Here is a 23956-nt window from a genome sequence, read left to right as displayed (position 1 = left end):
ATTTTTCACCTATGGGCAGCGAAACCAGATACAACCGGCGCGGTGTTTCGGCATCGAAGGAAGATGTGCACAACGCCATCAAGCACATCGACAAGGGGCTTTTCCCGAAAGCATTCTGTAAAATAGTACCCGATTACCTGAGTGGTGATCCCGATTATTGCAACATTATGCATGCTGACGGAGCCGGTACCAAATCATCACTGGCTTACCTTTACTGGAAAGAAACCGGCGACTTGTCGGTTTGGAAAGGCATTGCACAGGATGCCATCATCATGAATCTCGATGACCTGCTTTGTGTGGGAGCCACCGACAACATTCTGCTCTCATCCACTATCGGACGAAATAAAAACAACATTCCCGGCGAAGTGATTTCAGCCATCATCAATGGTACAGAAGAACTATGTGCCGAACTCCGCGAACAGGGAATTTCCATTTATCCTACTGGTGGCGAAACAGCCGATGTAGGCGACTTGGTTCGCACCATCATTGTCGATTCCACGGTGACTTGCCGGATGAAGCGAGAAGATGTGATTTCAGCTGATAATATACGTCCCGGTAATGTAATTGTTGGTTTGTCTTCATCAGGACAAGCTACTTACGAAAAAGAATACAACGGCGGAATGGGAAGCAACGGACTGACTTCAGCCCGTCACGATGTATTTGCCCATTACCTGGCTGAAAAATATCCTGAAAGTTTCGATCCTTCTGTTCCGGACGATTTGGTTTATTCCGGCGGATGCCGTCTAACCGACGCAATTGAAGAGGTCGATCTGGATGCAGGGAAACTGGTGCTTTCGCCCACGCGTACTTATGCTCCGGTAATTCGGAAAATTCTGGAGAAATACAGAAAGCAGGTTTCCGGAATGATTCACTGTTCGGGTGGAGCGCAAACCAAAGTCCTGCATTTTGTCGACAATGTGCACGTAATTAAAGATAATATGTTTCCGGTTCCCCCGCTTTTTAAGCTCATCAAGGAGCAGAGCGGAACCGAGTGGCAGGAAATGTACAAAGTATTCAACATGGGGCATCGTTTCGAACTGTATGTCGAGCCTGAAGTTGCCGATGCCATTATTGCCATTTCCAAAGAGTTCGAAATTGATGCGCAAATTGTTGGGCGTGTTGAAAAACATGAAGGAAAGAAACTAACCATTCAATCGGAATTTGGCACTTTTGCATACCATTAGCTTCTCCCATAATTTATTGATTGAGAATTTTTAAATGGGAAAGAAATGCCAAAACGCTAAAGACTATGTCAGATAACAAACTATTAGATAAATTCGAAAGCATTCAGATACGTTTTGAGGAAGTCGGTAAACAGATTACTGACCCGGACGTGATGAAGGATATGAAGCGATACGTCAAGCTGAATCAGGAATACAAGCAGCTTGAATCGTTGGTGAAAGCATTTACGGAATACGCACGGGTGCTTCAGAACATTAAAGATGCCCGCGAAATGCTGGCCGAAGAAAGTGACGAGGAGGTTCGTGAAATGGCTCGCGAAGAGCTCGAAAGCAGCGAAGCCAAAGTGGAGGAGATGGAGGAAGACATCAAGTTGCTTTTGGTGCCGGCCGATCCGGAAGACAGCAAGAATGCCATCCTGGAAATTCGCGGTGGAACCGGAGGAGACGAAGCTGCCATTTTCGCCGGCGATCTTTTCCGTATGTACTCCAAATATTGTGACGCCAAAGGTTGGCGGATGGAGATTACCCACTACACCGAAGGTACATCTGGCGGTTACAAGGAGATGGTGGCCAAAGTGTCCGGTGAAGGCGTATATGGAGTATTGAAGTACGAATCGGGTGTGCATCGGGTGCAGCGTGTGCCGCAAACCGAAACGCAGGGGCGTGTGCATACCTCGGCAGCAACGGTGGCTGTTCTTCCCGAAGCTGAAGAGTTTGATGTGGAGGTGAAGGAAAGCGATATTCGGAAAGACACGTATTGTTCTTCCGGACCGGGTGGACAGAGTGTGAACACCACGTATTCGGCTATTCGCTTAACGCATATTCCTACCGGGATTGTGGTTACCTGTCAGGATGAGAAGTCGCAGTTGAAAAACCTGGCTAAAGCCATGACGGAATTACGTACCCGGATATACAACATGGAGTACCAGAAATATCTCGATGATGTGGCATCGCGCAGAAAGACGATGGTATCAACGGGCGACCGTTCGGCCAAAATACGGACCTACAACTATCCGCAGGGACGTGTAACCGATCACCGCATCGGGTTGACCTTGTATAATCTTTCAGCCATCATGGATGGTGATATCGAAGAAGTGATCGACAAGCTTCGGGTAGAAGAAAATGCTCAACGGATGAAAGAGAGTGAGCTGTAAGGTATCATCTGATCCCGGTGAAAAAGGTTGAGAGGCAAAAATATTTTAGGAATTCATTATCATAACATAGTGAAATGTAAGTTTTTTGTAAAAACCTAAACCCGCTGGATTGATTTATTCTTAATAAAATTAATTTCGTGCCAAAATTTCAGTGAATGACTACCGAACAACTATTTGAAAACATTAAACGTAAAGGTTCCTATTTGTGTGTAGGACTGGATACTGACATCCGCAAGATTCCGCGTTACCTGCTTGATGCAACCGACCCGGTATTTGCTTTCAACAAAGAAATTATTGACGCCACAGCCGATGTGGCCGTTGCCTACAAACCTAACCTGGCCTTCTACGAAATGCTGGGCGTTCAGGGATGGAGCAGCCTGGAGAAAACCGTTAATTACATTCGTCACAATCATCCGGACATTTTCATCATTGCTGATGCCAAACGTGGCGATATTGGCAATACTGCCTCTATGTATGCCCGGGCTTTTTTCGACCATCTCGATTTTGACGCTGTAACGGTGGCTCCCTACATGGGCGAAGATTCCGTAAAGCCGTTCCTGATGTATCTCGATCGGTGGGTTATTTTGTTGGCACTCACATCTAATAAAGGTGCTTTCGACTTTCAGTTTATGGAAGACAAAGAAACCGGTGAGAGACTGTTCGAGAAGGTATTGAAGTCTTCCAGTCAATGGGGAACCAACGAAAATATGATGTATGTGGTAGGTGCCACTAAAGCGGAGGAGTTGGCCGGTATACGTCAGATTATTCCCAATCACTTTTTACTGGTTCCGGGCGTGGGAGCGCAGGGAGGCAGTCTGGCAGAGGTTGCGAAATATGGAATGAACGAGCAATGTGGATTGCTGGTGAATTCGTCGCGTGGAATCATTTATGCTTCGGACGGTGAAGACTTTGCTGAAAAGGCAAGGGAAAATGCATTGAAAGTGGCGGGCGAGATGAAAGAAACGCTAAAACTTCACAAGCTGATATAATCGTTAATTCTGCTCAGGCGATTTGAAGGCGGCAAAGAGGAATTTTTGTTATGGCCATGGTGATTGTGATGATATTGGTTTTTCTCGTCGGGTATTCCGGAATTATCCTTGAGAATAACATCAAAGTAAATAAGGCGGCTTCGGCGCTTATAATGAGCGTGCTGATCTGGATTGTATATGTAGCAGGAGGCAGCCAGATACTTTCGGTGGGCTATAGTCATGCTTGGCATAACTATCTTTCGCAATTCAATGGTCCGGTAACGCAAGAGGTTGTCACCAACTTCATCGTCAATCATGAATTGTTGCCGCATCTTTCAGATACCGCGAGTATTTTGCTTTTTCTGTTGGGTGCCATGGGAATTGTTGAAATTGTCGACCGTTTCCAGGGATTTAGGGTATTAACCGACCATATTCATACCCGGAATAAAGTAAAGTTACTGTGGGTGTTGGGTTTGTTGGGGTTTTTCCTTTCGGCGGTGCTCGATAATCTGACGACCACCATTGTCATGATTTCGCTCATCCGGAAGCTGATTAACAAGGCCGAAGATCGGTGGATTTTTGCCAGCATTGTTGTTATTGCGGCCAACGCCGGTGGTGCCTGGTCGCCAATAGGTGATGTAACCACCATTCTGCTCTGGATTGGCGGACAGATTACAGCTGCGTATATTATTAAGGCCATCTTTTTGCCGAGTTTGGTAAATATTCTGGTTCCGCTGATTATCGCTTCCTTTTTTATAAAAGGAGTTGATGAAGGATCGGGAGACGCAGGAGACGAGTCAAAGGAATTTACAGCTCCGTGGGAGAGGCGTTTCATCTTGGCGTTGGGAGTTGGAGCGTTAATATTTGTTCCAATATTTAAAACATTTACCCACTTACCGCCATATCTTGGCATGATGTTCGGGCTGGGGGTGCTGTGGATTACAACTGATATTATGTTGCGGGCACATCCGCGTGAAGATAAGAGGGTGTTAAGTGTGAGCCGGATTGTTCGTCAGCTTGATGCCCCGACGATTCTTTATTACGCCGGTATTCTGACGGCGGTGGCAGCATTGGCATCCTCTGGTTTGTTGGATCTTGTTGCCATGAAGATGGACAGTGAAGTAGGAAACATTTACGGCATTGACATGTTGATTGGAATGTTATCCTCACTTATCGATAACGCCTCGCTGGTAGCGGCCTCGATGGGAATGTACAACATTGCCTCGCCCGATACCACCGGTTACCTTTCAAGTTTTGTCGTGAATGGTAATTTCTGGACGTTTCTGGCTTATACCGCCGGAACGGGAGGCTCGATGTTGATTATTGGTTCAGCGGCGGGTGTCGCGGCTATGAGTATGGAAAATATCAGTTTTGGATGGTACTTTAAACGGATGTCGGGCCTGGCATTTCTTGGGTATTTGTCGGGTGCGGCGGTATTCTATTTTGGTCTTTAGTGACATAAAACACTTTGAATAGTAGATCGCATATGTATCTTCGGGCGCTGGAAAGAAAGGAAAAAGAGTCAATAAAAAGTAATGAATACCAGCTTGTAACGTTTTATTTCAGAAAAATGTCCAAACTTTTATTATTTATATAAGTTGTTACTAAACTAAACTTTTGCAGAATGTTTGAATTAATGGCAATTATTTTTCTCGTGGGATATGCTGGAATTATTTTTGAGCACGAGATACGAATAAATAAAGCAGGTACTGCCTTAATTACCGGTGCGTTGATGTGGGCAGTTTATGCTCTCGGAGGTTCCGATATTCTTTCGTTAGGTTACAGCCATAGTTGGCACGAGTTTATTTCTCAGCATCCGGAGTCTACTTCACCCGAGGTGATCCGTGAGTTTGTAACAGAACACGAGCTCTTCCATCACCTGTCTGAAATTGCATCCATCATGCTCTTTCTACTTGGTGCGATGGGGATTGTTGAGGTAGTAGACCGTTTCCAGGGGTTTCGTGTAATTACCGATCATATTACGACCCGCGACCGGGTGAAATTGATGTGGTTAATCAGTGTGCTTTCCTTCTTCATGTCGGCAGTACTGGATAACCTGACGACCACGATTGTAATGATTACGCTTACCAGGAAAATTCTGCGAAAGCCTGAAAACCGATGGATTTTTGCCAGTATGATTGTCATCTCAGCCAACGCGGGAGGTGCCTGGTCGCCTATTGGTGACGTTACGACCATTATGTTGTGGATTGGAGAACAGATTACCACAGAACATATTGTGAAATCGGTATTTTTGCCCAGCCTGGTTAGTATGATGGTACCACTTATCATCGCTTCAATATTCATGAAAGGTGAGACGGAGCGCCCGGAATTGACCGACGAAGACACGAAAGAGTTTACCTCTGCAGGTGAACGGAAATTTATTTTCTTCCTTGGCGTAGGTGCCTTGTTGTCTGTGCCGGTATTTAAAACCATTACGCATCTGCCTCCGTATCTTGGTATGCTGCTTGGCTTGGGAGTTATTTGGTTGATAACCGATTTCATGCTGCGGAATCGTCCGCATGAAGATAAACGAATTCTCAGCGTAAGTCGGGTTGTCCGAAATCTCGATGCCCCGACCATTCTTTTCTTCGTGGGAATCCTGACCGCAGTGGCGAGTTTGTCGTCAGCTGGTCAACTCGATATTGTCTCTAAGTTTCTGGACGTGCATGTCGGGAATATATTTGGAATCAACCTGATTATTGGAGCACTGTCTTCCATCGTCGACAACGTGCCGCTGGTTGCTGGTGCGATGGGAATGTATGGTATTGCACCATCAGGAGCAGAAGGTTACCTGGCTTCTTTTGTGCAGGATGGACAGTTTTGGTCGTTCCTGGCCTACTGTGCTGGTACCGGAGGTTCGATGTTAATTATCGGGTCTGCTGCCGGAGTAGCTGCGATGGGAATGGAACAGATACACTTTGGTTGGTATGCCCGAAAAATCACCTGGATTGCGGCGTTAGGCTATCTGGCTGGTGCAGGAACCTACTATTTACAATCGGTTATTTTTAGCTGATTATATTTTATTCTGAAAAATAAATACGGGGCATTCCTGGGAAAGGGATGCCCTTTTTATTTATAAGTGTAACTGGCTTGGATCGGGTAGACATTTTGAAACGGAGTGATGTATTTAGCAATGACTACCAGTTTTCTACCTAGATCTTCCGGTTGAAGTGCAATTTGTCCTGTATTGCCCCGCTGTCCGATAAGAGTAGCTTCCGGGTCCAGGTATTTCCCTTCTGTAAGTGGACCATAGTAATATCGGACCGCATTGGAACCATTCGATAACCTAAATTCCAGTAGTTTTCGTTTATAGAAATCGGCCGAATTTTTAAGCGTAAATACAAGGGTGGGGTAATTGGTTATCAGTTCCCCGTTTTGCTTGTATTCTTTTAAATCGTTCGAAGGCATTCCATCCTTATAGGTTTGCTTAGACATGAGTTTGCCCGATTCATAGTATTTTTTTACCGTGTCCTGGAGTTTTCCGTGAACATACCAGCGGATTCGATAAACTTTTCCATCCGGATAGTATTTAACCGCTTTTCCGTGCAGTTTCCCGTGTTCGTAGTAAAATACTGAAGCCAGCTTCCTGTTGGAATAAAAATTACGGGCTTCACCTTCTGCGACACTGTCCCTAAAATGAACAATAGATGAAAGTTTACCGTTTTGATAATTCCGGACAGCCTTTAATTCACCCTTTACATTTTTTCCCGAAGAGGTAGTATTGGATTTATCATTTTTTGAAGATGAGCAGGCAAAAAATAAGGAAACCCCCGACAGAAAAGCTATCAGAGTAATGGTTAGGTTGATGTGTTTCATAGTGACGAAATTAACATACTGTAAGATAAGTAATATAAGTAGGGAATAAAACCGAAAAAAGTGTAAAAAAAATTTACAGATTAGGTTGTTCTCAGAAAGAAGTGGACGTATCTTTGTTAGAAATTAGATAATTAATGTCTGAAGGTCGAATATTAATCATTGATGACGCAAAAGGTCCTGGCGGGTCGTTGGAGATGGCGCTCAGGATGGACTTTGAATCGGTGAAATCCTTTTCAAATCCTAACCTGCTGCCGTTTTATCTCAAGACCGAGAAGGCCGATGTGGCGATCTTAGACGTTGATTTTTCCGGTGTAAGGGAGGGTGAAGAGCGTGGCCTTTATTGGTTGCGCGAAATAAAACGGATCAATCCCCGGATAGAGGTGGTTATTCTACTTAACGAAGATGACGTGATGCTCGGTGACCGGGCGATTGAAGAAGGGGCCGCCAATTTTGCTTTCAAGCCTGTAAATACTCGAAAACTTGTTGCGTCGCTTCGTTCGGTTGTTCAATTGAAGCTGATGAAGGAGCGGTGTGAGCTAATTGAGTCCCGTTTCGATGGAATAAAAAAAGAGTTGTTGCAAACTGAACCAGTCATTCAGGGAAGTTCTGTGCCTTACAATCGGATGATGCACGCCTTAGCGGGCGTGATCGATACGCCTGATGTTATTTTGTTGCAGGGTGAAACCGGAAGTGGCAAGAAATCAGTAGCCCGTTACATTCATAGTCAGTCATCCCGTCGGAACGAATTATTCCTGGAGGCAAACAGTTTATTGGAGCGGGAAACCGAATTGGGCGGTTATCTTTTTGGAGTGAAGAAAAGGAATTACCCAACTGCCGATCCCGATCTCCCCGGGAAGTTTCAGATTGCTGAAGGCGGAACACTATATATTCCGGAGGTCGCCAAAATACCTCTTTCGGTTCAGGAACAGTTTTTACGTTACATGGAGCGTAATACGGTTGAGCCGGTTGGCGCCGTCAGAGCTGTACCGGTAAATGTTAAATTGTTGTTGGGGACAGCAGAGGATTTAAGGTCTTTGGTAAACGAAGGCGCTTTTCACGAAGAGCTTTATCGTCGTCTTTCGTCCAGGGCTATCGAAATTCCGGCATTAAGGCATCGGGTGGAAGATATTGAAGAGATTGCTAATTTTTTCATCGGGCAGTTTAGTGCCAAATACCATAAAGGGCCGCTTCGGATGAGTGCCCGGACGCTGGAAGAATTAAAGCTGAATCCCTGGCCGGGAAACATCTCCGAATTAAAGCTGACAATAGAGAAAGCTGTAATCCTGTGTGAAAAAGACGTGCTGCGTCCGGAAGATTTTATGTTCCGGTCGGCTGCACAATCACAGTTATTCAAGATTCCGGATACCATCGAAGAAATGGAAAAATCGATGATTAAAAAAGCGCTGGAACGGCACAAAATGAATCACAGCGCGGCAGCTACTCAGTTGGGAATCACTCGTCAAACCCTCTACAACAAAATCCGGAAGTATAAACTTTGATATACATTATGGTTGGTTAATGAGGCTGGAATTTTGTAATTTCAGGAATATTATCCACCAACCGTATGAAAGAAGAGTTTCTCCACTTTATCTGGAAACACCGTTTATATCAAACCCGTCAGCAAAAAACGATTGGCGGAGAACCCGTTGAAATTCTTCAGCCCGGAATGCATAACCTGCATGCCGGACCTGATTTCTCAGAAGCACGTATCCAAATTGGCGACACGTTATGGGTGGGCAGTGTCGAAATACACCAAAAATCTTCCGATTGGAATCGTCACGGTCATCAAGAAGACCCGGCCTATAACAACGTTATACTGCATGTCGTCGCTGAACATGACGAACCGGTAAAAAATGCTCTGGATGCCGAACTTCCCACATTTGTTTTGAAATGGGCGGATACCATCGAAAGAAATTACCAGGAATTAACCGAAAGCAAGGACTGGGTAGCCTGTGCATCGCGTCTTTTCCGCATAGATCCCTTTCGCGTGAAGTTTTTCCTGAACAGTGTAATGATTGAACGCCTGAAAGAAAAGACGGGAGTCGTAGATGAACTGCTTCAGGATACGAATGGCGATTGGGGAGAAACCTTTTACCGGATGTTGGCTCGGGGCTTTGGTTTTAAAGTGAATGCCCAGCCATTTGAGATGGTTGTCCGGTCGTTGCCCCAGAAGGTTCTGGCTCATCATCACGATTCGCTCATGCAAACCGAGGCATTGCTTTTCGGTCAGGCCGGACTTTTAGGCGAAGAGCTGTTTGCCGATAATTATTATCTGCAGTTGCGAAAGGAATACCGGTTTCTGGCCGGAAAATACTCTTTGCGTCCCATTGAAGGGCATCTGTGGAAATTCATGCGAATGCGTCCGGTCAATTTTCCGACAATCCGCCTGGCTCAGTTTGCACGATTGATATACAATTCGCAGGGGTTATTGGGAAAACTGCTGGAAGCAAAAAATATGGACGAAATCCGTGGTTGGTTTCAGGTCGTTGCTTCACCGTACTGGGATACGCATTATCATTTCAATCGGGAATCGCCTCGCCGTAAGAAAAAACTCGGGGAGCAGGCACTGAGATTATTGGTGATTAATGTGATTGTTCCCTTTTATTTCCTGTATGGAGAAAACCAAAATAAACTATATTTGAAGAATAGGGCTCTGCAGCTGCTGGAAGATTTGCCGGCAGAGGACAATATGGTAATACGAAAGTGGACCGTGTCCGGAATAGAAGCGGACAACGCCCTGGAATCACAAGCCTTGTTGCACTTAAAAAGCAGGTATTGCGAGTTGAAGCGGTGTCTGAGTTGCGGAATCGGGCATAAAATTATTTTGCATGAACCTCTTTGAGGAACAAACTTACAGAACATTACGCATTGGGATCGTCCTCCTGCTGTCGCTGATTATTTTCGGCGTCCTCGGGTTTATGATTATTGAAGGCCTCGATCTGGTTGATGCATTTTATATGACCATTATTTCGGTTTCCACCGTAGGATTCGAGGTGGTAAAACCTCTATCTCCTGCCGGGAAAATATTTGTATCAATTTTGATTATCTTATCGCTGGGTAATATTGCCTACGTTGGTTCCAGTTTGGTGCGTTTTTTCCTCGATGGAGAGTTTATTAATTATTTAAAGACGAATCGCGTGAACAAGAAGATTGAAAAGCTAACCGATCATGTGATTATTTGTGGCTTTGGCCGAAACGGAGAACAAGCGGCGCTGGAGCTCATGGATCATAATCAACATTTTGTTATTATCGAAAAACGCGATAATGTGATTGAGCGCATTCGCGAAGATCCCAACCTGCTATATGTTCGCGGCGACGCTACTCACGAGGATGATTTAAGGTTGGCTCGAATCGACCATGCACGTGCATTGATTGCCACAACACCAAATGATGCCGATAATGTGTTTGTCGTGTTAACGGCGCGAAGCATGAATCCTAACTTGTTGATTATTAGTCGTGCTTCGGAGATTGGTTCGGATATGAAGCTTCGCCGGGCAGGTGCAACCAATGTGATTATGCCCGAACGCATGGGAGGTCAGCGTATGGCTCGGTTGGTTACACAGCCTGATGTAGTGGAGTTTGTCGAGTATGTTCTGCTTCAGCGAAATAAATCGGTAAGCCTCACAGAGGTTCCCTGTAGCAGGATGGCTGAGGAGTACGAAGGAAAAACCATTGCTGATTTACTAGTGGGAAATGTGACGGGAGCTACCATTGTGGGACTGAAGAATTTCGAAGGAAAATATGTCTTCAATCCGGGCCCCGGGCATATGCTCAATCGGGGCGATAAATTATTCGTTTTGGGTTCGCATGCGCAGGTAACCAAATTACAGGAATTTCTGGAGCAGGAGCCTGAATCGCTTTAGCGGTTGTTAGTCAAATGGTTTAAATGAAATATTCACAAATAAAGATTACAGTTTTTCAATATTTTTCTTTACTTTTGGGGCTGATTTTTGCAGATAATGTTACGCCGTTGCTATCGCACTCGAATACTGCGGTGTAATAATTGTATCACACGAATTATTTTAAGAAAATGTATTTAACATCTGAAAAGAAACAAGAGATTTTTGAAAAGCACGGCAAAAGTGCTACCAACACTGGTTCAACCGAAGGTCAGATTGCGTTATTCTCATACCGCATTAGTCACTTGACTGAGCACCTGAAAAAGAACCGCAAAGACTACAGCACCCAGCGTGCACTGATTCGTCTGGTTGGTAAGCGCCGTTCATTGCTCGATTATCTGAAAAGAAAAGACATTGAGCGTTATCGTGCTATTCTGAAAGAACTTAATCTTCGTAGATAAACGAACGACCTTAAAAGGCAATTTTCGAATTGCCTTTTTTGGTATTTTTTAAAAAAGCCCCACCCATTTGTTTGAAACTTATTAATTGTTTGAAGAAGAGATTATGTACAAAGCTATTGAAAAAACAATCGATCTGGGTGATGGAAGGTCCATCACTATCGAAACTGGAAAACTAGCAAAACAAGCAGACGGATCGGTTGTAGTTAAAATGGGTGATACAATGTTGTTAGCCACTGTCGTTTCGGCAAAGGAAGCTAAGGAAGACGTTGATTTTATGCCCCTGTCGGTTGACTACCGTGAAAAATTTTCTGCTGCGGGTCGTTTCCCCGGTGGTTTTCTGAAGCGTGAAGGACGTCCTTCTGATGATGAGATTTTGGTAGCTCGTCTGGTCGACCGCGCTCTGCGTCCCCTGTTTCCGGAAGATTATCATGCTGAAACGGCTATGATGATTTCCCTGATTTCAACAGGGAAAGATGAAATGCCGGACTCGTTAGCGGGATTGGCAGCCTCTGCAGCAATCGCTGTTTCCGATGTGCCTTTTGAGTGTCCTATCTCAGAGGTTCGTGTAGGTCGTGTTGATGGAAAGTTAGTCATCAATCCTTCGTTGGAGCAGTTGGAAAAGGCTGATATCGATATTATGGTGGGGGCATCGTATGACAACATCATGATGGTAGAAGGTGAAATGGATGAGGTTTCCGAAGATGAAATGCTGGAAGCCATCAAATTTGCGCACGATGCCATTAAGCAACATTGTAAGGTTCAGGAAGAACTGGCTGCTGAACTTGGGGTGGTAAAGCGTGAGTACTCACACGAAATAAACGACGAAGAGTTGCGTGAACTGGTTAAAAAGGAAACTTACCAGAAAGTATACGATGTAGCTCGGGCAACGATACAGAACAAACAGGAACGTTACGAAGCCTTCGATAAGGTTAAGGAAGAATTCATTGAGAAATACAGTGAAGGAAAAGAGGAAGAAGAAGTTCCGCTTAGCTTGATTGGTCGTTATTTCCACGATGTGGAAAAAGAAGCTGTACGCCGGATGATCCTGGATGAGCAGATTCGTCTTGACGGACGGAAAACCAATGAGATTCGTCCTATCTGGGGCGAGGTTAATTACCTGCCGGGAGCACACGGGTCCGCGATTTTCACTCGTGGTGAAACACAGTCGTTGACTAGTTTGACGCTGGGAACTAAAATGGATGAGAAGATTATCGACAATGTAACTGTTCAGGGACGTGAGCGTTTCTTGTTGCATTATAACTTCCCACCCTTTTCTGTTGGTGAACCACGTACACCAAGAGGTGTTTCACGCCGTGAGATTGGTCATGGTAATTTGGCTCACCGTGCTTTGAAAGGAATGATTCCGGACGATTTCCCTTACATCATGCGTATTGTGTCGGATATTCTTGAATCGAATGGTTCGTCATCGATGGCAACGGTTTGTGCGGGAACGATGGCCATGATGGATGCCGGTGTAAAAATGAAACGCCCGGTTTCAGGAATCGCCATGGGATTGATTACCGATAAGGATTCAGATAAATTTGCTGTTCTTTCCGATATTCTGGGTGATGAGGATCACCTGGGAGATATGGACTTCAAAGTAACCGGAACAGAAAAAGGAATCACCGCTACCCAGATGGATATTAAAGTTGACGGACTTTCATATGAAGTGATGGCTCAGGCACTGCAGCAAGCCAAAGAAGGACGTGAACACATTCTGGGTAAGATTCTCGAAGTGATTGAAGAACCTCGTGAAGATTACAAACCGAATGTACCGCGAATCGTGACCATCACTATCCCGAAAGAGATGATTGGTCCGGTTATTGGTCCTGGAGGAAAAATCATTCAGCAGATTCAGGAAGATACCCAATCAACTATCGCAATTGAGGAAGTTGATGACTTGGGTATCGTTGAAATCAGCGCACCCAACCGTGAAGCAATTGATGCTGCCTTAGAGCGCGTGCGTGCGATTGTTGCTGTACCTGAAGTAGGCGAAGTTTACAAAGGTAAAGTGAAGTCAATCGTTTCATTCGGTGCTTTTGTAGAGATCATGCCGGGTAAAGAAGGTTTGCTCCACGTTTCGGAATTCGATTGGAAACGTGTCGAGAATCCTGCCGATGTGCTGAAAGAAGGCGACGAAGTAGAAGTAAAACTACTTGAGGTTGATCAACGTACAGGTAAACTGAAACTTTCGAGAAAGGTATTGCTGCCTCGTCCGGAGCGTACCGGAAACGAGAACGATCGGGGTGGTCGAGGCGACCGCAGAGGTGGTGATCGTAATCGTGACCGTGGAGACCGTCGTCCGCCGCGTCGTGACAACAACCGATAGATGTATATTCATACTATATTTAAGAGCCCGGGTGACCGGGCTTTTTTTATCTCTGCCAGTTTTTTCTATATTTAATCAATCTTTTTTTATACATGGAAGCGAAAGAATCAGCGTGGCTGAATGAGACAGAGGAGCTTTTCCGTGAAAACCTGAAAGGTATATCGGAAAAGGATGTTCGATTTTATCGACTGGAAGAGTTTTGGCGCAATGTTCAACGCCTGGACCAATTTTCAAAAGATTGTCCGGTTTGCCGGGAAATGCACTCCGGCGTCAGGGAAACCATTGCCGGAATGAACGATGCGGTGAAGAATCCGGGTAAGAGAAGGCGCAAATTTGATCGGGCACTCTCGACGTTGGCCTCACACATGACCGAAGAACACGGGTTTCTTCCACCTTATTATTTTACCTACAGGTGGTCAGCGCTTGGTTTGCCAGCCGGTGCATTGGTGGGAGCCTTGATTGATTTGGTGTTATTTCATGGGCAGAAATGGGGTTTCATTGTTGGAGGAACCATTATTGGAATGTTGATTGGATACGTGCTCGGAGGTCGAAAAGACAATAATATGAGAGCGAAAAAGAAGCTCCTTTGAGGATTTGTTAAGGGGAATAACCATTTTAGCTAACTTTTTTATTCGTTTAAGTTGCAAAGAATTAAACCTTTGCGTACTTTTTGTGTTTCTTTTTATACCAGACAGACATTAAATGTTTAGTAACTAAACTTAATACTTAGCTTGTGAAAGGGACCATACTACTTGCAGGTCTGGCTTTATTTGCCTTTTCCTGTACGAACAATCAGAAAATAAAATATCCTGTGGCGCATAAAGACAATGTTGTTGACGATTACTTTGGTCATAAAGTAAGTGACCCGTATCGTTGGCTGGAAGATGATAATTCGGAAGAAACGGCAGAGTGGGTGAAAGCAGAGAATAAAGTAACCAATGCTTTTCTGGCCAAGATTCCCTACCGGGATAGTATTCGGAAGCAACTGACCAACCTCTGGAATTACCCCAAATATTCGGCTCCTTTCAAAAGGGCAGGTAAGTATTTTTATTACAAGAATGATGGATTGCAGAATCAAAGTGTACTCTATGTTCAGGATAATTTAGATGCTGAGCCAAGAGTATTACTTGATCCCAATAAACTGTCCGACGACGGAACCGTAGCGCTTAGCGCCGCACGTGTTTCCAACGACGGGAAGTATCTCGCCTATTTTGTGGCCCGCTCAGGTTCCGATTGGAATGAGGGATATGTTTTGGATATCAATACCGGAGAGAAGCTATCCGACCGTTTGCAGTGGATTAAATTCTCTGGCATTGGATGGGATGGCGATGGTTTTTACTATTCGAGGTACAATAAGCCTAAGGCAGGCGATGAATTGAGTCAATCCAACGAGTATCATAAGGTGTATTATCATAAGGTCGGCACACCTCAGTCGGATGATAAAATGGTGTACGACACGCCGGAACATCCGAAACGGCTGTCGGATGTTAGCGTAACGAGAGACGAAAAAATTAAATATCTCACCGAGTACGAGGCGTCTATTGGTAACTCGCTTTATGTGAGGATGAATAATGAAAGGAATGGAAAGTGGAAGCCGGTTTATACTTCGTTTGACAAAGAGTTCCAGGTTATCGATGATATGGATGGGAAGCTATTGGTTCTGACCAATTACAAAGCACCCCGATACCGGTTAATTGCAGTAGACCCAAAGCATACGGAGGAAGCTAACTGGAAGGAAATTATTCCTGAATCGGACGATGTGTTGAGTGATGCATCGGTCGTTGGAGGAAAAATATGTGCTTCTTATATGAAAGATGCTCATACTGTTCTACAGTTATTCCAGCCCGACGGAAAACTGACCGGGAACATTGAGCTGCCCGAGATGGGTAGCGCTTCGGTGCTGATTGGTGAGAAGAATGATAGTGAAGCTTTTTACACGTTCGAATCATGGACGATGCCGAATACCATTTACCAGTACAATGTGGTAACAGGTGAGTCGAAAGTATTCAGGCAACCTGAGTTGAAATTCAATCCGAAAGACTTTGAAACCAGGCAGGTTTTTTATGCCAGCAAGGACGGTACGAAGGTTCCGATGTTCATTTTCATGAAGAAGGGAACCAAGCTGGATGGAACGAATCCTGCTCTGTTATATGGATACGGCGGCTTTAATATTAGTCTGACACCATACTTCTCACCGGCACGAATGGTTTTTCTTGAGCAAGGTGGTGTTTATGCTGTCGCGAATTTGCGAGGAGGAGGAGAGTATGGCGAAGCATGGCATGAAGCCGGCACCAAAATGCACAAACAAAATGTATTCGACGATTGTATCGCGGCAGCGGAATATCTGGTCGAAAAGAAATACACCGACACCAATCATCTGGCTTTGATGGGGGGCTCAAACGGTGGTTTGCTGGTAGGTGCTGTCATCAATCAGCGCCCTGATTTATTCCGCGTTGCGATTCCGCAGGTGGGAGTGATGGATATGCTTCGTTACAACAAATTTACTATTGGCTGGTCGTGGGCCGGTGATTACGGTACCAGTAGCGATAGCGAGAAGATGTTCAAGTATCTGTATGCTTATTCTCCCTATCATAACATTAAAAAGGGAGGACACTACCCGGCAATTCTTGCATTGACAGCCGATCATGATGATAGGGTCGTGCCGGCGCATACCTTTAAATATATGGCGCGGATGCAGGAGTATAACGATGGTAAAAATCCGACGTTGGTTCGCATTGAAACCAAGGCAGGACACGGAGGAGGAAAACCAACGTCGAAGATAATAGATGAGTACACCGATATCTGGTCATTTGTGTTTTACGAAATGGGGGTTGAGCCAAAATTTAATTGACCCTTCGCAAATTATTGGATATCTTTCCCGGAATTTTTACCCCGGGTTTGTATGGATATAAGTTTTTTGGTCATAGAAGGTAATATAGGGTCGGGAAAGACCTCATTATCAAATCGGATAAGTCAGGATTTTCAGGCTAAACTGATTCTTGAGAAGTTTGCAGATAATCCGTTTCTGCCGAAATTTTACAAAGATCCGGAAAGGTATTCGTTCCCTCTTGAGTTATCCTTCCTGGCCGAACGATATAATCAGTTGAAGCGGGAGCTTTCTGATCGCGATCTTTTTCACCAGTTGACGGTGGCCGATTACTTTTTTATGAAATCGCTGATTTTTGCTCAGAATACACTCGCTGAAGATGAGTATCAGTTGTATCGTAAGTTCTTTGAAATCATATATGATAAACACCCCAAGCCTGACTTGTATGTGTATCTTCACCTTCCTGAGAATCGTCTGATTGAAAATATCAGGAAGAGAGGACGGGATTACGAGCAGGAAATCGACGAAAAATACCTCAAGAAAATTAGTGAAGGATATTTTCGCTTTTTCCGTCAGCAAAATGACTTCCCGATTGTTATTATTGATACCCGGAATATTGATTTCGTGGAGAACCAGGCAGATTATGAAAAACTAATCGATGTTATTTTTCATAAGTCCTATAATTTGGGGGTAAACAGAGTGATATTATAATTAGATTCAATAATAAAAAAACGTTCTAAAGCTTTTCTTAATTAACAAAAGATTTTACTTTTGTGAAAAGTGTCGAACAATTGGTTTTGAAAATTAATAAAGGTTCATCATGAAGAAAATCAATTTTAAGGCTGTTGCTGTGTTCTTCGTTGGCGCGATGATGCTGTCAAGCTGTGCCAGTCTGCAGAAAATGAAGAAGAATGCCGATAAGATCAACTACACGGTTACTCCTGAAGTGCTTGTAGCAAAAGGTGGTAACGTTGATGTTGAGATTCAGGGGCGTATTCCTGAAAAGTTCTTTAATAAGAAAGCTACTATTACAGCTACTCCCGTTCTGACTTATCAGGGTGGAGAAAAAGCGTATGCTCCTTACAAATTGCAGGGAGAAAAGGTTGAAGCTAATAACAAAGTGATTAGCTACACCAACGGTGGAACTTTCTCATATAAAGGTAGCGTACCTTATGTAGATGGCATGCGTAAATCTGATTTGGTCGTTCGCATCACCGCTTCTCAAGGAGACCAGACTTTGGATTTCGATCCGGTTAAGATTGCTGACGGCGTAATTGCAACCTCAACTTTGGTTAAAGACCAACCCGCATCAATCGTAGGTATTCAGAAAGAAAAGAATACTACTGGCGTTTATGACCCGACAATTGATAAATTTCAGCGTGTCGTACCCGATCAGTACAAAGCAGATTTGATGTATCTCATCAACAGTTCATATGTTCGCGGTTCTCAGTTGAAGAAGGAAGACATGGATAAGTTGAACCAGTATATTAAAGACGCATTTGAAGCAGACCGCAAAGATCTGAAAGGCGTTGAGGTTTCAGCTTATGCTTCTCCGGACGGACCTGAGAAGTTCAATACCAAGTTGGCTGAAAAACGTGAAGGTTCAGCTACCAAAGTTGTTGACAGAAAACTGAAAAAAGATAAAGTTGAAACTGAAGTTACCGGAAAATACACTCCGGAAGACTGGGAAGGTTTCAAAGAATTGATGCAGAAATCCAATATCCAGGATAAGGAAATGATTTTGCGTGTACTTTCAATGTACCAGGATCCGGAAGTTCGCGAGCGTGAGATTCGCAACCTGACTGGTCCGTTCCAGGAAATCGCAAAAACAATTCTTCCGAAACTGCGTCGTTCAAAAATTATTGCCAGTGTTGATTTGATTGGTAAAACTGACGAGGAAATTGCTAATCTCGCAGACACCGATCCTTCCAAACTCAACCAGGCAGAATTGCTTTACGCAGCTTCTCTTACTGAAGACCTGAACAAGCAGAAAGCAATTTACACCAGCTTCACTCGTCAGTTCCCGGAAGATTGGCGTGGATTCAATGACCTCGGCGTTGTTGAAATGAATCAGGGTAACACCAGCGATGCTCAGTCAAACTTCGAAAAGGCTGACAAACTGGATCCGAAAAACCCAATCATCCAGAACAACCTCGGTGGAGTAGCACTGGTGAACGGAAATCTAGACAAAGCTCAGGAACTCTTCAGTGCAGCTAGTGGTGCCGGTCAGGAAGTGAACTACAACCTGGGTACTGTAAGTATTCTGAAAGGTGACTATGATGCAGCCGTTAAATATTTCGGTGACGGAACTTGTGTCAACAAAGCTCTTGCTCAGATGCTTACCGGCGATAACAATGGAGCACTCCGCACTTTGAACAACCTGAAGAAAGAGTCAGCATTGGGTGATTACCTGAAAGCTATCATCGGTGCACGTACTGCTAAGACAACTCTGTTGTACGATAGCCTGAAGGCTGCCGTGAACAAAGATGCCAAGTATAAAGACATCGCCAAGGTTGATCTCGAGTTCTCGAAGTACTTCAACGACGAGCAGTTCAAGTCAATCGTAGAGTAAGACTCAATTTAAAATATTTCAGAAACTATTCCGGAGTAGTGTGAAAACTACTTCGGAATAGAATTTCTGCATCTGCATTTTTACAATTCTACTCTGGTAAAACCTTTATTTCTTTCAAAGAAAAAAGTGGATTATCGTGCTTAGTGCACAATGAATCCACCCTGAGATTGTTGTATATGTTCGGTATGTTATTACCGACGCATTTTATTGCAGATATCCCATAATACGATACCTGCACTCACCGAGATATTGAATGAGTGCTTGGTTCCGTATTGTGGGATTTCTATGTTTTCATCGCACATGTCGATGATTTGTTGTTGTACACCTTTTACCTCATTGCCGAAAACAAGAGCTAATGGAGTGTCAGCATTCGCTTTAAAATCAGGCAATAAAGTGCTGTTCTCCACTTGTTCCACTCCGGCAATTCTATAGCCTTCATCTTTTAGTTTTTGAACAGCCTCTTCGGTGTGCTTAAAGTATTCCCAATCGATTGATTTTTCCGCACCTATAGCTGTTTTATGAATCTCTTTGTTTGGCGGCGTAGCTGTAATTCCGCAAAGAATGATTCTTTCAACACGAAGAGCATCCGAGGTGCGAAATACCGAGCCCACATTGTTTCCGCTCCTGATATTGTCTAAAACAACAGTTACCGGGAGCTTATCCGCCTCTTTAAACTCATCGACAGATAATCTCCCCAGTTCATTTGTTTTCAGCTTTCTCGTCATCTACCAATCTACTTTTTTCCGTCCCACAGGCATCGTCATACAACGGGCACCGCCTCCACCACGGCTCAGTTCTGAACCCGCAATGGTAATAACCGCTTTCTTCGATGCGTGAATATCTGCCTTGTTTTCGATAATGTCCTGAGCTTTAATGATGTCGTAACCATTTTTGCTCATCTCCTCGATGGTGTAGTTATTTCTTTCGTAGCCAATTACTTTTCCAGGTGCAATGGAGAAGAAGTTGGCTCCGCTGTGCCATTGTTCCCGTTCCATCGTCCAATCATCCTTGGTTCCTCCGCACTGAATCGGTTTCATATCCATGCCTACTTCTTTCAAAGCTTGCAGTAGATCTTCGTGCAGTTTGATGCTGGTTACCTCGCCGTTATCGATGGTAATGTGAATGGTCTGGTATTTATTGTTTCCAAGAATCAGGGGCTCATAAACCATTACTTCATCCTTGTTCAGGAATGTAAAAGTCATATCGAGGTGAATGAATGATTCTGGCGTATGTGGCAGTTCCTGGACAATAATATGCTTGGCGGATGTTTTCTTCTCTTTAATCGATTCAATCAGATAATCAATTCCTTGTGAAGTGGTACGAACACCCGTTCCGATCAGTATCACATCGTCCCTGGCAATCTCCACGTCACCGCCTTCGATGCTGGCCAGGGGACTGGATGGAATGTTTTTAATGGGAACGATCGGGTTGATGGTCTTCACTCCGAAGAGTGGATGGTCTTTGAAAATAGCCTCCATAATCAAGGCTTCTCGGTCGCGTACCGGGCTCGCCATTTTTCCAATCAAAACCTCATCATAGACAGTCATTGAAGTATCGCGCGTGAATAAAAAGTTGTGCAGCGGGCGAAGGGCGAAGCGCTCTTTGCTCAGAAATTTAGTCAGGTTATCGCGTTTTAAAATGGAACCTTCAATGAGCTGCCGGGCCAACTCTTCTTCCGGGAGGTCATACAAAGCTGATATTTCGCAAAAAGCATCTTCACGTTCACATATGCGGTTGATAATTCGCTCTTTTGCGTGCGAATTTTGAAGGGTTTGAGTCAGCAAATCTCTTACTTCAAAGGTATTGGCAACCTTTTCCAAAACACCTTTTAATTGCGCATATTCCTGTCTGGCAACCGATAGGTTCAGGATATCACTGTAAAGGGCGCGCTCGGCATTTTGAGGAGTCATATTCTCCACCTCCTGCCCGGGAGTATGTAGAATAACTCCCTCTAATTGCCCGATTTCCGAGCTGACATTTACGTTAAATTTTTTCATTGACTCTATAATAAATATTGTGGTGTCATTTGTGTTAATGTGAGGCAAATATAGTTAAATATGAGTGGACTGAATTTTGCGGGAAATATGTTTAGCAATGTCTTTTATTGTGTCATTTTCTATTGTTGATTGTTATTTTTATACGGTAAAGAAGGAGGATGAGTTGAAAAAGTGGTTGTACATTTTCGTTTTTCTGTTCATTGCGGTAGCCGGACACAGTCAGGTGGTTTTAGTACCTCCGGAGTTGCCGGATTCACTTGTCGGGAGAGTCGATTCCATTCCTCATGTGGTCCTCGATCCTATTCAGATTAAGCCGCATAGCAGGAGGTATTACCGCAGGCAGCAACGGCGCTATAACCGGATGGTGCTAATTGTAAAAAAGGTTTACCCGATGGCTAAATTGGCTGCTAAGAAGTTGGAGGAATACAACAAGGTGTATGTCACATTAAAGACCGATCGGCAGCGAAAGAAATATATTAAGCAGGTGCAGGAAGACCTGATGAACGAGTATGGCGATGAGATTAAGCATATGAAAATTTCAGAAGGGAGAATACTCATGAAGCTGATTGACCGGGAGACGGGGCACTCGTCATATCAAATCATCAAGGAGTTCCGGGGTGGCTTTACAGCGTTTTTCTGGCAGACGGTGGCCCGGATATTTGGAAACGATTTGAAAGTTCGTTACAACCCTTACGGAGAAGACTGGATGATTGAGAATATTGTGCAACAAATCAACCAGGGAACGATATGAGCAAACGTACATTCATCGCCATACATATCCGTCCGGAAGAGAAGTTGCTGAAGTTCATACACGAGCTGCAGGGGAAATTGAGTAAAAGCAGGATAAATTGGGTCAATCCGGATACAATGCATTTGACGTTGCGTTTCCTGGGAAATACTACGAAGGAACAGATTGGGCAAATTTTGCAAGAAGCACCCGGCATATTTAATCAAAAGGCACCTTTTGAAATCGCGCTGAGGGGATTCGGAAAGTTTGGTTCAACACAAAGTCCCAAGGTTTTGTGGATAGGGCTGGAGGGAGATGAAGCCCTGTCGGAACTTGCTGCAGAAACTGAATTGATGGTACAAAGCGCCGGTTTCGAAGGGGTAGAGCGGGGTTTTCGTCCACACCTGACATTAGGTCGCGTTAAATGGCTCAAAGAGGCGGATAATTTGAAGAAGATGCTTGATGATTATCGAGAGGTAGTTTTTCAGCAGATAATCGTAAATGAAGTAGTTTTCTACGAAAGTATCCTAAAGCCGGCTGGTCCCGTTTATCGTCCCATACAAAAATTCAAACTGGAGGGCTGACGCTATTTCTATTTTACTTCCCCCTTCCCTGAAGGATATTAATCGCTGTGTAGATGATTATTTTGAAATCTACATACAAACTCATATTTCGTAAATAAATGAGGTCGTACTGCAGGCGTTCAATCATCTGTGTCACATTTTCAGCATAGCCGTATTTCACCTGTCCCCAGCTGGTAATTCCCGGACGAATGCGTAGCAAATGGCGATAGTGTGGTGCCGATTCCTCGATCTTACTGATATAAAAAGCGCGCTCAGGACGGGGCCCCACGACCGACATCTCACCTTTCAACACATTGATAAATTGTGGTATTTCATCGGAATGTGATTTTCGGAGAAATCGACCAAAGCGAGTAATTCGTTGGTCATTATGGCTGGATAAGTCCGGTCCGTTTTTCTCTGCATCGTTGTACATGCTTCGGAATTTGTACATGATAAATGGTTTTCCATAGCGTCCGATGCGTTCCTGCCGGTAAAGAATAGGGCCCGGCGATGAGAACCTCACACCAATGATACAGGCAAGGGATAATGGAGATAAAACAATCAGTCCAATAATCGAAATAAATATATCGAGCAAACGCTTGATGTTCATCTGCCAGGCTGGCATAATTCCGTTTGAAATCTGAATCAAGGGACTTGAATAAACCGTCGTCATCTTAACTGCTCCCGAAAGGATATCATAAATATCGGGGATACCGCGAATGATGATGTTCCGACCCGCCAACCGGTTAATGATGTCGTTCAGCTTTTTATGGTCCGACGATTCGGTGGCAATGATGACCTCTTCGATTTTGTGTTGATTGATGACTTCGGGAATATTGTTCAGATAGCCCAACACCTGTTCGTTTGGCACTTCTGCATCTTTGTCTTCCTCATCGATTGTAACATATCCCACCACTTGATTCCCGGTAGGGACAGGTTGCGATTCCAACTCACGGGTAATACGGTGAGCAACTTCGTTAGTGCCTATAATCAAGGTTGGGAAGCCGATACGTCCGGTTTTGAACTGGTGCACCATGATGGTGGAAATGCTCAATCTTGGGATGTAAGTTAGTATAAATTGGATGCCCAAGAGTGCCAGAATATGTTTGTAGTAGAAAGTATAGTCGGGAATGTAGTCATCGAGCAGAAACATAAAAAAGATGAAAAGTGAGCCCAATACTGCTGAAAAGATAGTTTGGCCTAACTCCAGCAGGCGCGACTTTCGCAGGACATCGTTGTAAAATCCCGAAATGGTATACAGGCCGAGCCAGAAGAGTGGAATTAAAATAATTCCTAGATAAAACTGGCGGGTAAAATCGATGGTATGGTTTTGCCCGAAGATTAAAGCCTCGGCATAATGTTTCCGGTACAGGTAGAATAATATCCAGGCGCAAAGAGCGGCCAAATAGTCAGAAATAATATAACTGGCAAGGAACTTTCTCCTTTTCATTTGACTGATGAGGTTAGGTTTCTATTGGTTTTGTGAATTTCGGGCTTTCAAATTACAAAACGCCTGGATTTT

The 23956-nt window shown here is 44.2% G+C and carries 20 protein-coding genes; 16 read left to right on the top strand and 4 right to left on the bottom strand.

The features are described 5' to 3' along the window. Nucleotides 1-11: 11 nt before the first annotated feature. From CLV93_RS02095 to nhaD (CLV93_RS02075), 5 genes are all read left to right on the top strand, one after another. Nucleotides 12-1184 (top strand): AIR synthase related protein, encoded by a 1173-nt coding sequence (locus CLV93_RS02095; protein WP_106540511.1) that lies wholly within the window; start codon nucleotides 12-14, stop codon nucleotides 1182-1184. Between the two features lie 65 nt (nucleotides 1185-1249). Further along, nucleotides 1250-2335 carry a peptide chain release factor 1 gene (prfA, locus tag CLV93_RS02090; RefSeq protein ID WP_106540510.1) on the top strand — a complete coding sequence of 362 codons (1086 nt, stop codon included), beginning with the start codon at nucleotides 1250-1252 and terminating at the stop codon, nucleotides 2333-2335. Between the two features lie 155 nt (nucleotides 2336-2490). Further along, the gene (gene pyrF, locus CLV93_RS02085) at nucleotides 2491-3324 is read left to right on the top strand and encodes an orotidine-5'-phosphate decarboxylase (RefSeq protein ID WP_106540509.1); all 834 of its coding nucleotides are present in this window, start codon (nucleotides 2491-2493) and stop codon (nucleotides 3322-3324) included. Between the two features lie 50 nt (nucleotides 3325-3374). Beyond that, entirely contained in the window at nucleotides 3375-4757 is a 1383-nt protein-coding gene (gene nhaD / locus CLV93_RS02080; RefSeq protein WP_211297720.1) for a sodium:proton antiporter NhaD, read from the top strand. Nucleotides 4758-4927: 170 nt separating this feature from the next. Next, complete coding sequence (gene nhaD, locus CLV93_RS02075) at nucleotides 4928-6316, top strand: sodium:proton antiporter NhaD (RefSeq protein WP_106540508.1); 1389 nt, start codon at nucleotides 4928-4930, stop codon at nucleotides 6314-6316. A 56-nt stretch (nucleotides 6317-6372) separates the two neighbouring features. Here the strand turns inward: nhaD (CLV93_RS02075) and CLV93_RS02070 are convergent, their stop codons facing one another. Further along, nucleotides 6373-7119, bottom strand: coding sequence for a toxin-antitoxin system YwqK family antitoxin (locus tag CLV93_RS02070; RefSeq protein ID WP_106540507.1), 747 nt, complete (start codon nucleotides 7117-7119; stop codon nucleotides 6373-6375). 134 nt (nucleotides 7120-7253) lie between these two features. Here CLV93_RS02070 and CLV93_RS02065 point away from each other — a divergent pair, with 134 nt between their 5' ends. From CLV93_RS02065 to CLV93_RS02025, 9 genes are all read left to right on the top strand, one after another. Next, the gene (locus CLV93_RS02065; protein WP_106540506.1) at nucleotides 7254-8618 is read left to right on the top strand and encodes a sigma-54-dependent transcriptional regulator; all 1365 of its coding nucleotides are present in this window, start codon (nucleotides 7254-7256) and stop codon (nucleotides 8616-8618) included. A gap of 65 nt (nucleotides 8619-8683) precedes the next feature. Further along, nucleotides 8684-9961: a DUF2851 family protein gene (locus CLV93_RS02060; protein WP_106540505.1), complete on the top strand. Its 1278-nt coding sequence runs from the start codon at nucleotides 8684-8686 to the stop codon at nucleotides 9959-9961. Continuing rightward, entirely contained in the window at nucleotides 9948-10982 is a 1035-nt protein-coding gene (locus CLV93_RS02055) for a potassium channel family protein (protein ID WP_106540504.1), read from the top strand. The genes CLV93_RS02060 and CLV93_RS02055 overlap by 14 nt, the downstream gene beginning before the upstream one ends. Before the next feature lie 167 nt (nucleotides 10983-11149). Then, nucleotides 11150-11419, top strand: a complete 270-nt coding sequence (gene rpsO, locus CLV93_RS02050; RefSeq protein ID WP_106540503.1) for a 30S ribosomal protein S15 — start codon at nucleotides 11150-11152, stop codon at nucleotides 11417-11419. Nucleotides 11420-11522: 103 nt separating this feature from the next. Further along, nucleotides 11523-13748 carry a polyribonucleotide nucleotidyltransferase gene (gene pnp / locus CLV93_RS02045; RefSeq protein ID WP_106540502.1) on the top strand — a complete coding sequence of 742 codons (2226 nt, stop codon included), beginning with the start codon at nucleotides 11523-11525 and terminating at the stop codon, nucleotides 13746-13748. A gap of 92 nt (nucleotides 13749-13840) precedes the next feature. Continuing rightward, a complete protein-coding gene (locus tag CLV93_RS02040) occupies nucleotides 13841-14338 on the top strand; it encodes a hypothetical protein (RefSeq protein ID WP_106540501.1) in 498 nt (165 codons plus the stop codon). A 143-nt stretch (nucleotides 14339-14481) separates the two neighbouring features. Beyond that, nucleotides 14482-16599, top strand: a complete 2118-nt coding sequence (locus tag CLV93_RS02035; protein ID WP_106540500.1) for a prolyl oligopeptidase family serine peptidase — start codon at nucleotides 14482-14484, stop codon at nucleotides 16597-16599. 51 nt (nucleotides 16600-16650) lie between these two features. Beyond that, nucleotides 16651-17286, top strand: a complete 636-nt coding sequence (locus CLV93_RS02030) for a deoxynucleoside kinase (RefSeq protein ID WP_106540499.1) — start codon at nucleotides 16651-16653, stop codon at nucleotides 17284-17286. A 109-nt stretch (nucleotides 17287-17395) separates the two neighbouring features. Continuing rightward, on the top strand, nucleotides 17396-19147 hold the full coding sequence (locus CLV93_RS02025; protein ID WP_106540498.1) for a tetratricopeptide repeat protein: 1752 nt from the start codon (nucleotides 17396-17398) through the stop codon (nucleotides 19145-19147). Between the two features lie 191 nt (nucleotides 19148-19338). On the opposite strand, the gene CLV93_RS02020 is transcribed toward CLV93_RS02025, so the two are convergent. Both CLV93_RS02020 and CLV93_RS02015 read right to left on the bottom strand, forming a co-directional pair. After that, nucleotides 19339-19872 (bottom strand): RNA methyltransferase, encoded by a 534-nt coding sequence (locus CLV93_RS02020; protein WP_106540497.1) that lies wholly within the window; start codon nucleotides 19870-19872, stop codon nucleotides 19339-19341. Beyond that, entirely contained in the window at nucleotides 19873-21144 is a 1272-nt protein-coding gene (locus tag CLV93_RS02015; protein WP_106540496.1) for an arginine deiminase, read from the bottom strand. Nucleotides 21145-21241: 97 nt separating this feature from the next. Between CLV93_RS02015 and CLV93_RS02010 the strand changes: the two genes are divergently transcribed. Continuing rightward, nucleotides 21242-21895, top strand: a complete 654-nt coding sequence (locus CLV93_RS02010; protein ID WP_106540495.1) for a DUF4294 domain-containing protein — start codon at nucleotides 21242-21244, stop codon at nucleotides 21893-21895. Then, complete coding sequence (gene thpR / locus CLV93_RS02005; protein WP_106540494.1) at nucleotides 21892-22455, top strand: RNA 2',3'-cyclic phosphodiesterase; 564 nt, start codon at nucleotides 21892-21894, stop codon at nucleotides 22453-22455. Before CLV93_RS02010 ends, thpR begins: the two co-directional genes overlap by 4 nt. A gap of 13 nt (nucleotides 22456-22468) precedes the next feature. Here thpR and CLV93_RS02000 read toward each other — a convergent pair whose 3' ends face one another. Then, the gene (locus CLV93_RS02000) at nucleotides 22469-23884 is read right to left on the bottom strand and encodes a sugar transferase (protein ID WP_106540493.1); all 1416 of its coding nucleotides are present in this window, start codon (nucleotides 23882-23884) and stop codon (nucleotides 22469-22471) included. Nucleotides 23885-23956: the final 72 nt, after the last annotated feature.

It is taken from the genome of Prolixibacter denitrificans (assembly GCF_003014495.1).
Lineage (GTDB): Bacteria > Bacteroidota > Bacteroidia > Bacteroidales > Prolixibacteraceae > Prolixibacter > Prolixibacter denitrificans.
Note: the sequence above shows the minus strand (reverse complement) of the source record. Positions and strands in the feature narration are given on the sequence as shown.

Bases quoted from the DNA above. Each gene is read 5' to 3' on its own strand.
- CLV93_RS02095 (WP_106540511.1), top strand. From the start codon at position 12: ATGGGCAGCGAAACCAGATACAACCGGCGCGGTGTTTCGGCATCGAAG.
- prfA (WP_106540510.1), top strand. From the start codon at position 1,250: ATGTCAGATAACAAACTATTAGATAAATTCGAAAGCATTCAGATACGT.
- pyrF (WP_106540509.1), top strand. From the start codon at position 2,491: ATGACTACCGAACAACTATTTGAAAACATTAAACGTAAAGGTTCCTAT.
- nhaD (WP_211297720.1), top strand. From the start codon at position 3,375: ATGGCCATGGTGATTGTGATGATATTGGTTTTTCTCGTCGGGTATTCC.
- nhaD (WP_106540508.1), top strand. From the start codon at position 4,928: ATGTTTGAATTAATGGCAATTATTTTTCTCGTGGGATATGCTGGAATT.
- CLV93_RS02070 (WP_106540507.1), bottom strand. From the start codon at position 7,119: ATGAAACACATCAACCTAACCATTACTCTGATAGCTTTTCTGTCGGGG.
- CLV93_RS02065 (WP_106540506.1), top strand. From the start codon at position 7,254: ATGTCTGAAGGTCGAATATTAATCATTGATGACGCAAAAGGTCCTGGC.
- CLV93_RS02060 (WP_106540505.1), top strand. From the start codon at position 8,684: ATGAAAGAAGAGTTTCTCCACTTTATCTGGAAACACCGTTTATATCAA.
- CLV93_RS02055 (WP_106540504.1), top strand. From the start codon at position 9,948: ATGAACCTCTTTGAGGAACAAACTTACAGAACATTACGCATTGGGATC.
- rpsO (WP_106540503.1), top strand. From the start codon at position 11,150: ATGTATTTAACATCTGAAAAGAAACAAGAGATTTTTGAAAAGCACGGC.
- pnp (WP_106540502.1), top strand. From the start codon at position 11,523: ATGTACAAAGCTATTGAAAAAACAATCGATCTGGGTGATGGAAGGTCC.
- CLV93_RS02040 (WP_106540501.1), top strand. From the start codon at position 13,841: ATGGAAGCGAAAGAATCAGCGTGGCTGAATGAGACAGAGGAGCTTTTC.
- CLV93_RS02030 (WP_106540499.1), top strand. From the start codon at position 16,651: ATGGATATAAGTTTTTTGGTCATAGAAGGTAATATAGGGTCGGGAAAG.
- CLV93_RS02025 (WP_106540498.1), top strand. From the start codon at position 17,396: ATGAAGAAAATCAATTTTAAGGCTGTTGCTGTGTTCTTCGTTGGCGCG.
- CLV93_RS02020 (WP_106540497.1), bottom strand. From the start codon at position 19,872: ATGACGAGAAAGCTGAAAACAAATGAACTGGGGAGATTATCTGTCGAT.
- CLV93_RS02015 (WP_106540496.1), bottom strand. From the start codon at position 21,144: ATGAAAAAATTTAACGTAAATGTCAGCTCGGAAATCGGGCAATTAGAG.
- CLV93_RS02010 (WP_106540495.1), top strand. From the start codon at position 21,242: ATGTCTTTTATTGTGTCATTTTCTATTGTTGATTGTTATTTTTATACG.
- thpR (WP_106540494.1), top strand. From the start codon at position 21,892: ATGAGCAAACGTACATTCATCGCCATACATATCCGTCCGGAAGAGAAG.
- CLV93_RS02000 (WP_106540493.1), bottom strand. From the start codon at position 23,884: ATGAAAAGGAGAAAGTTCCTTGCCAGTTATATTATTTCTGACTATTTG.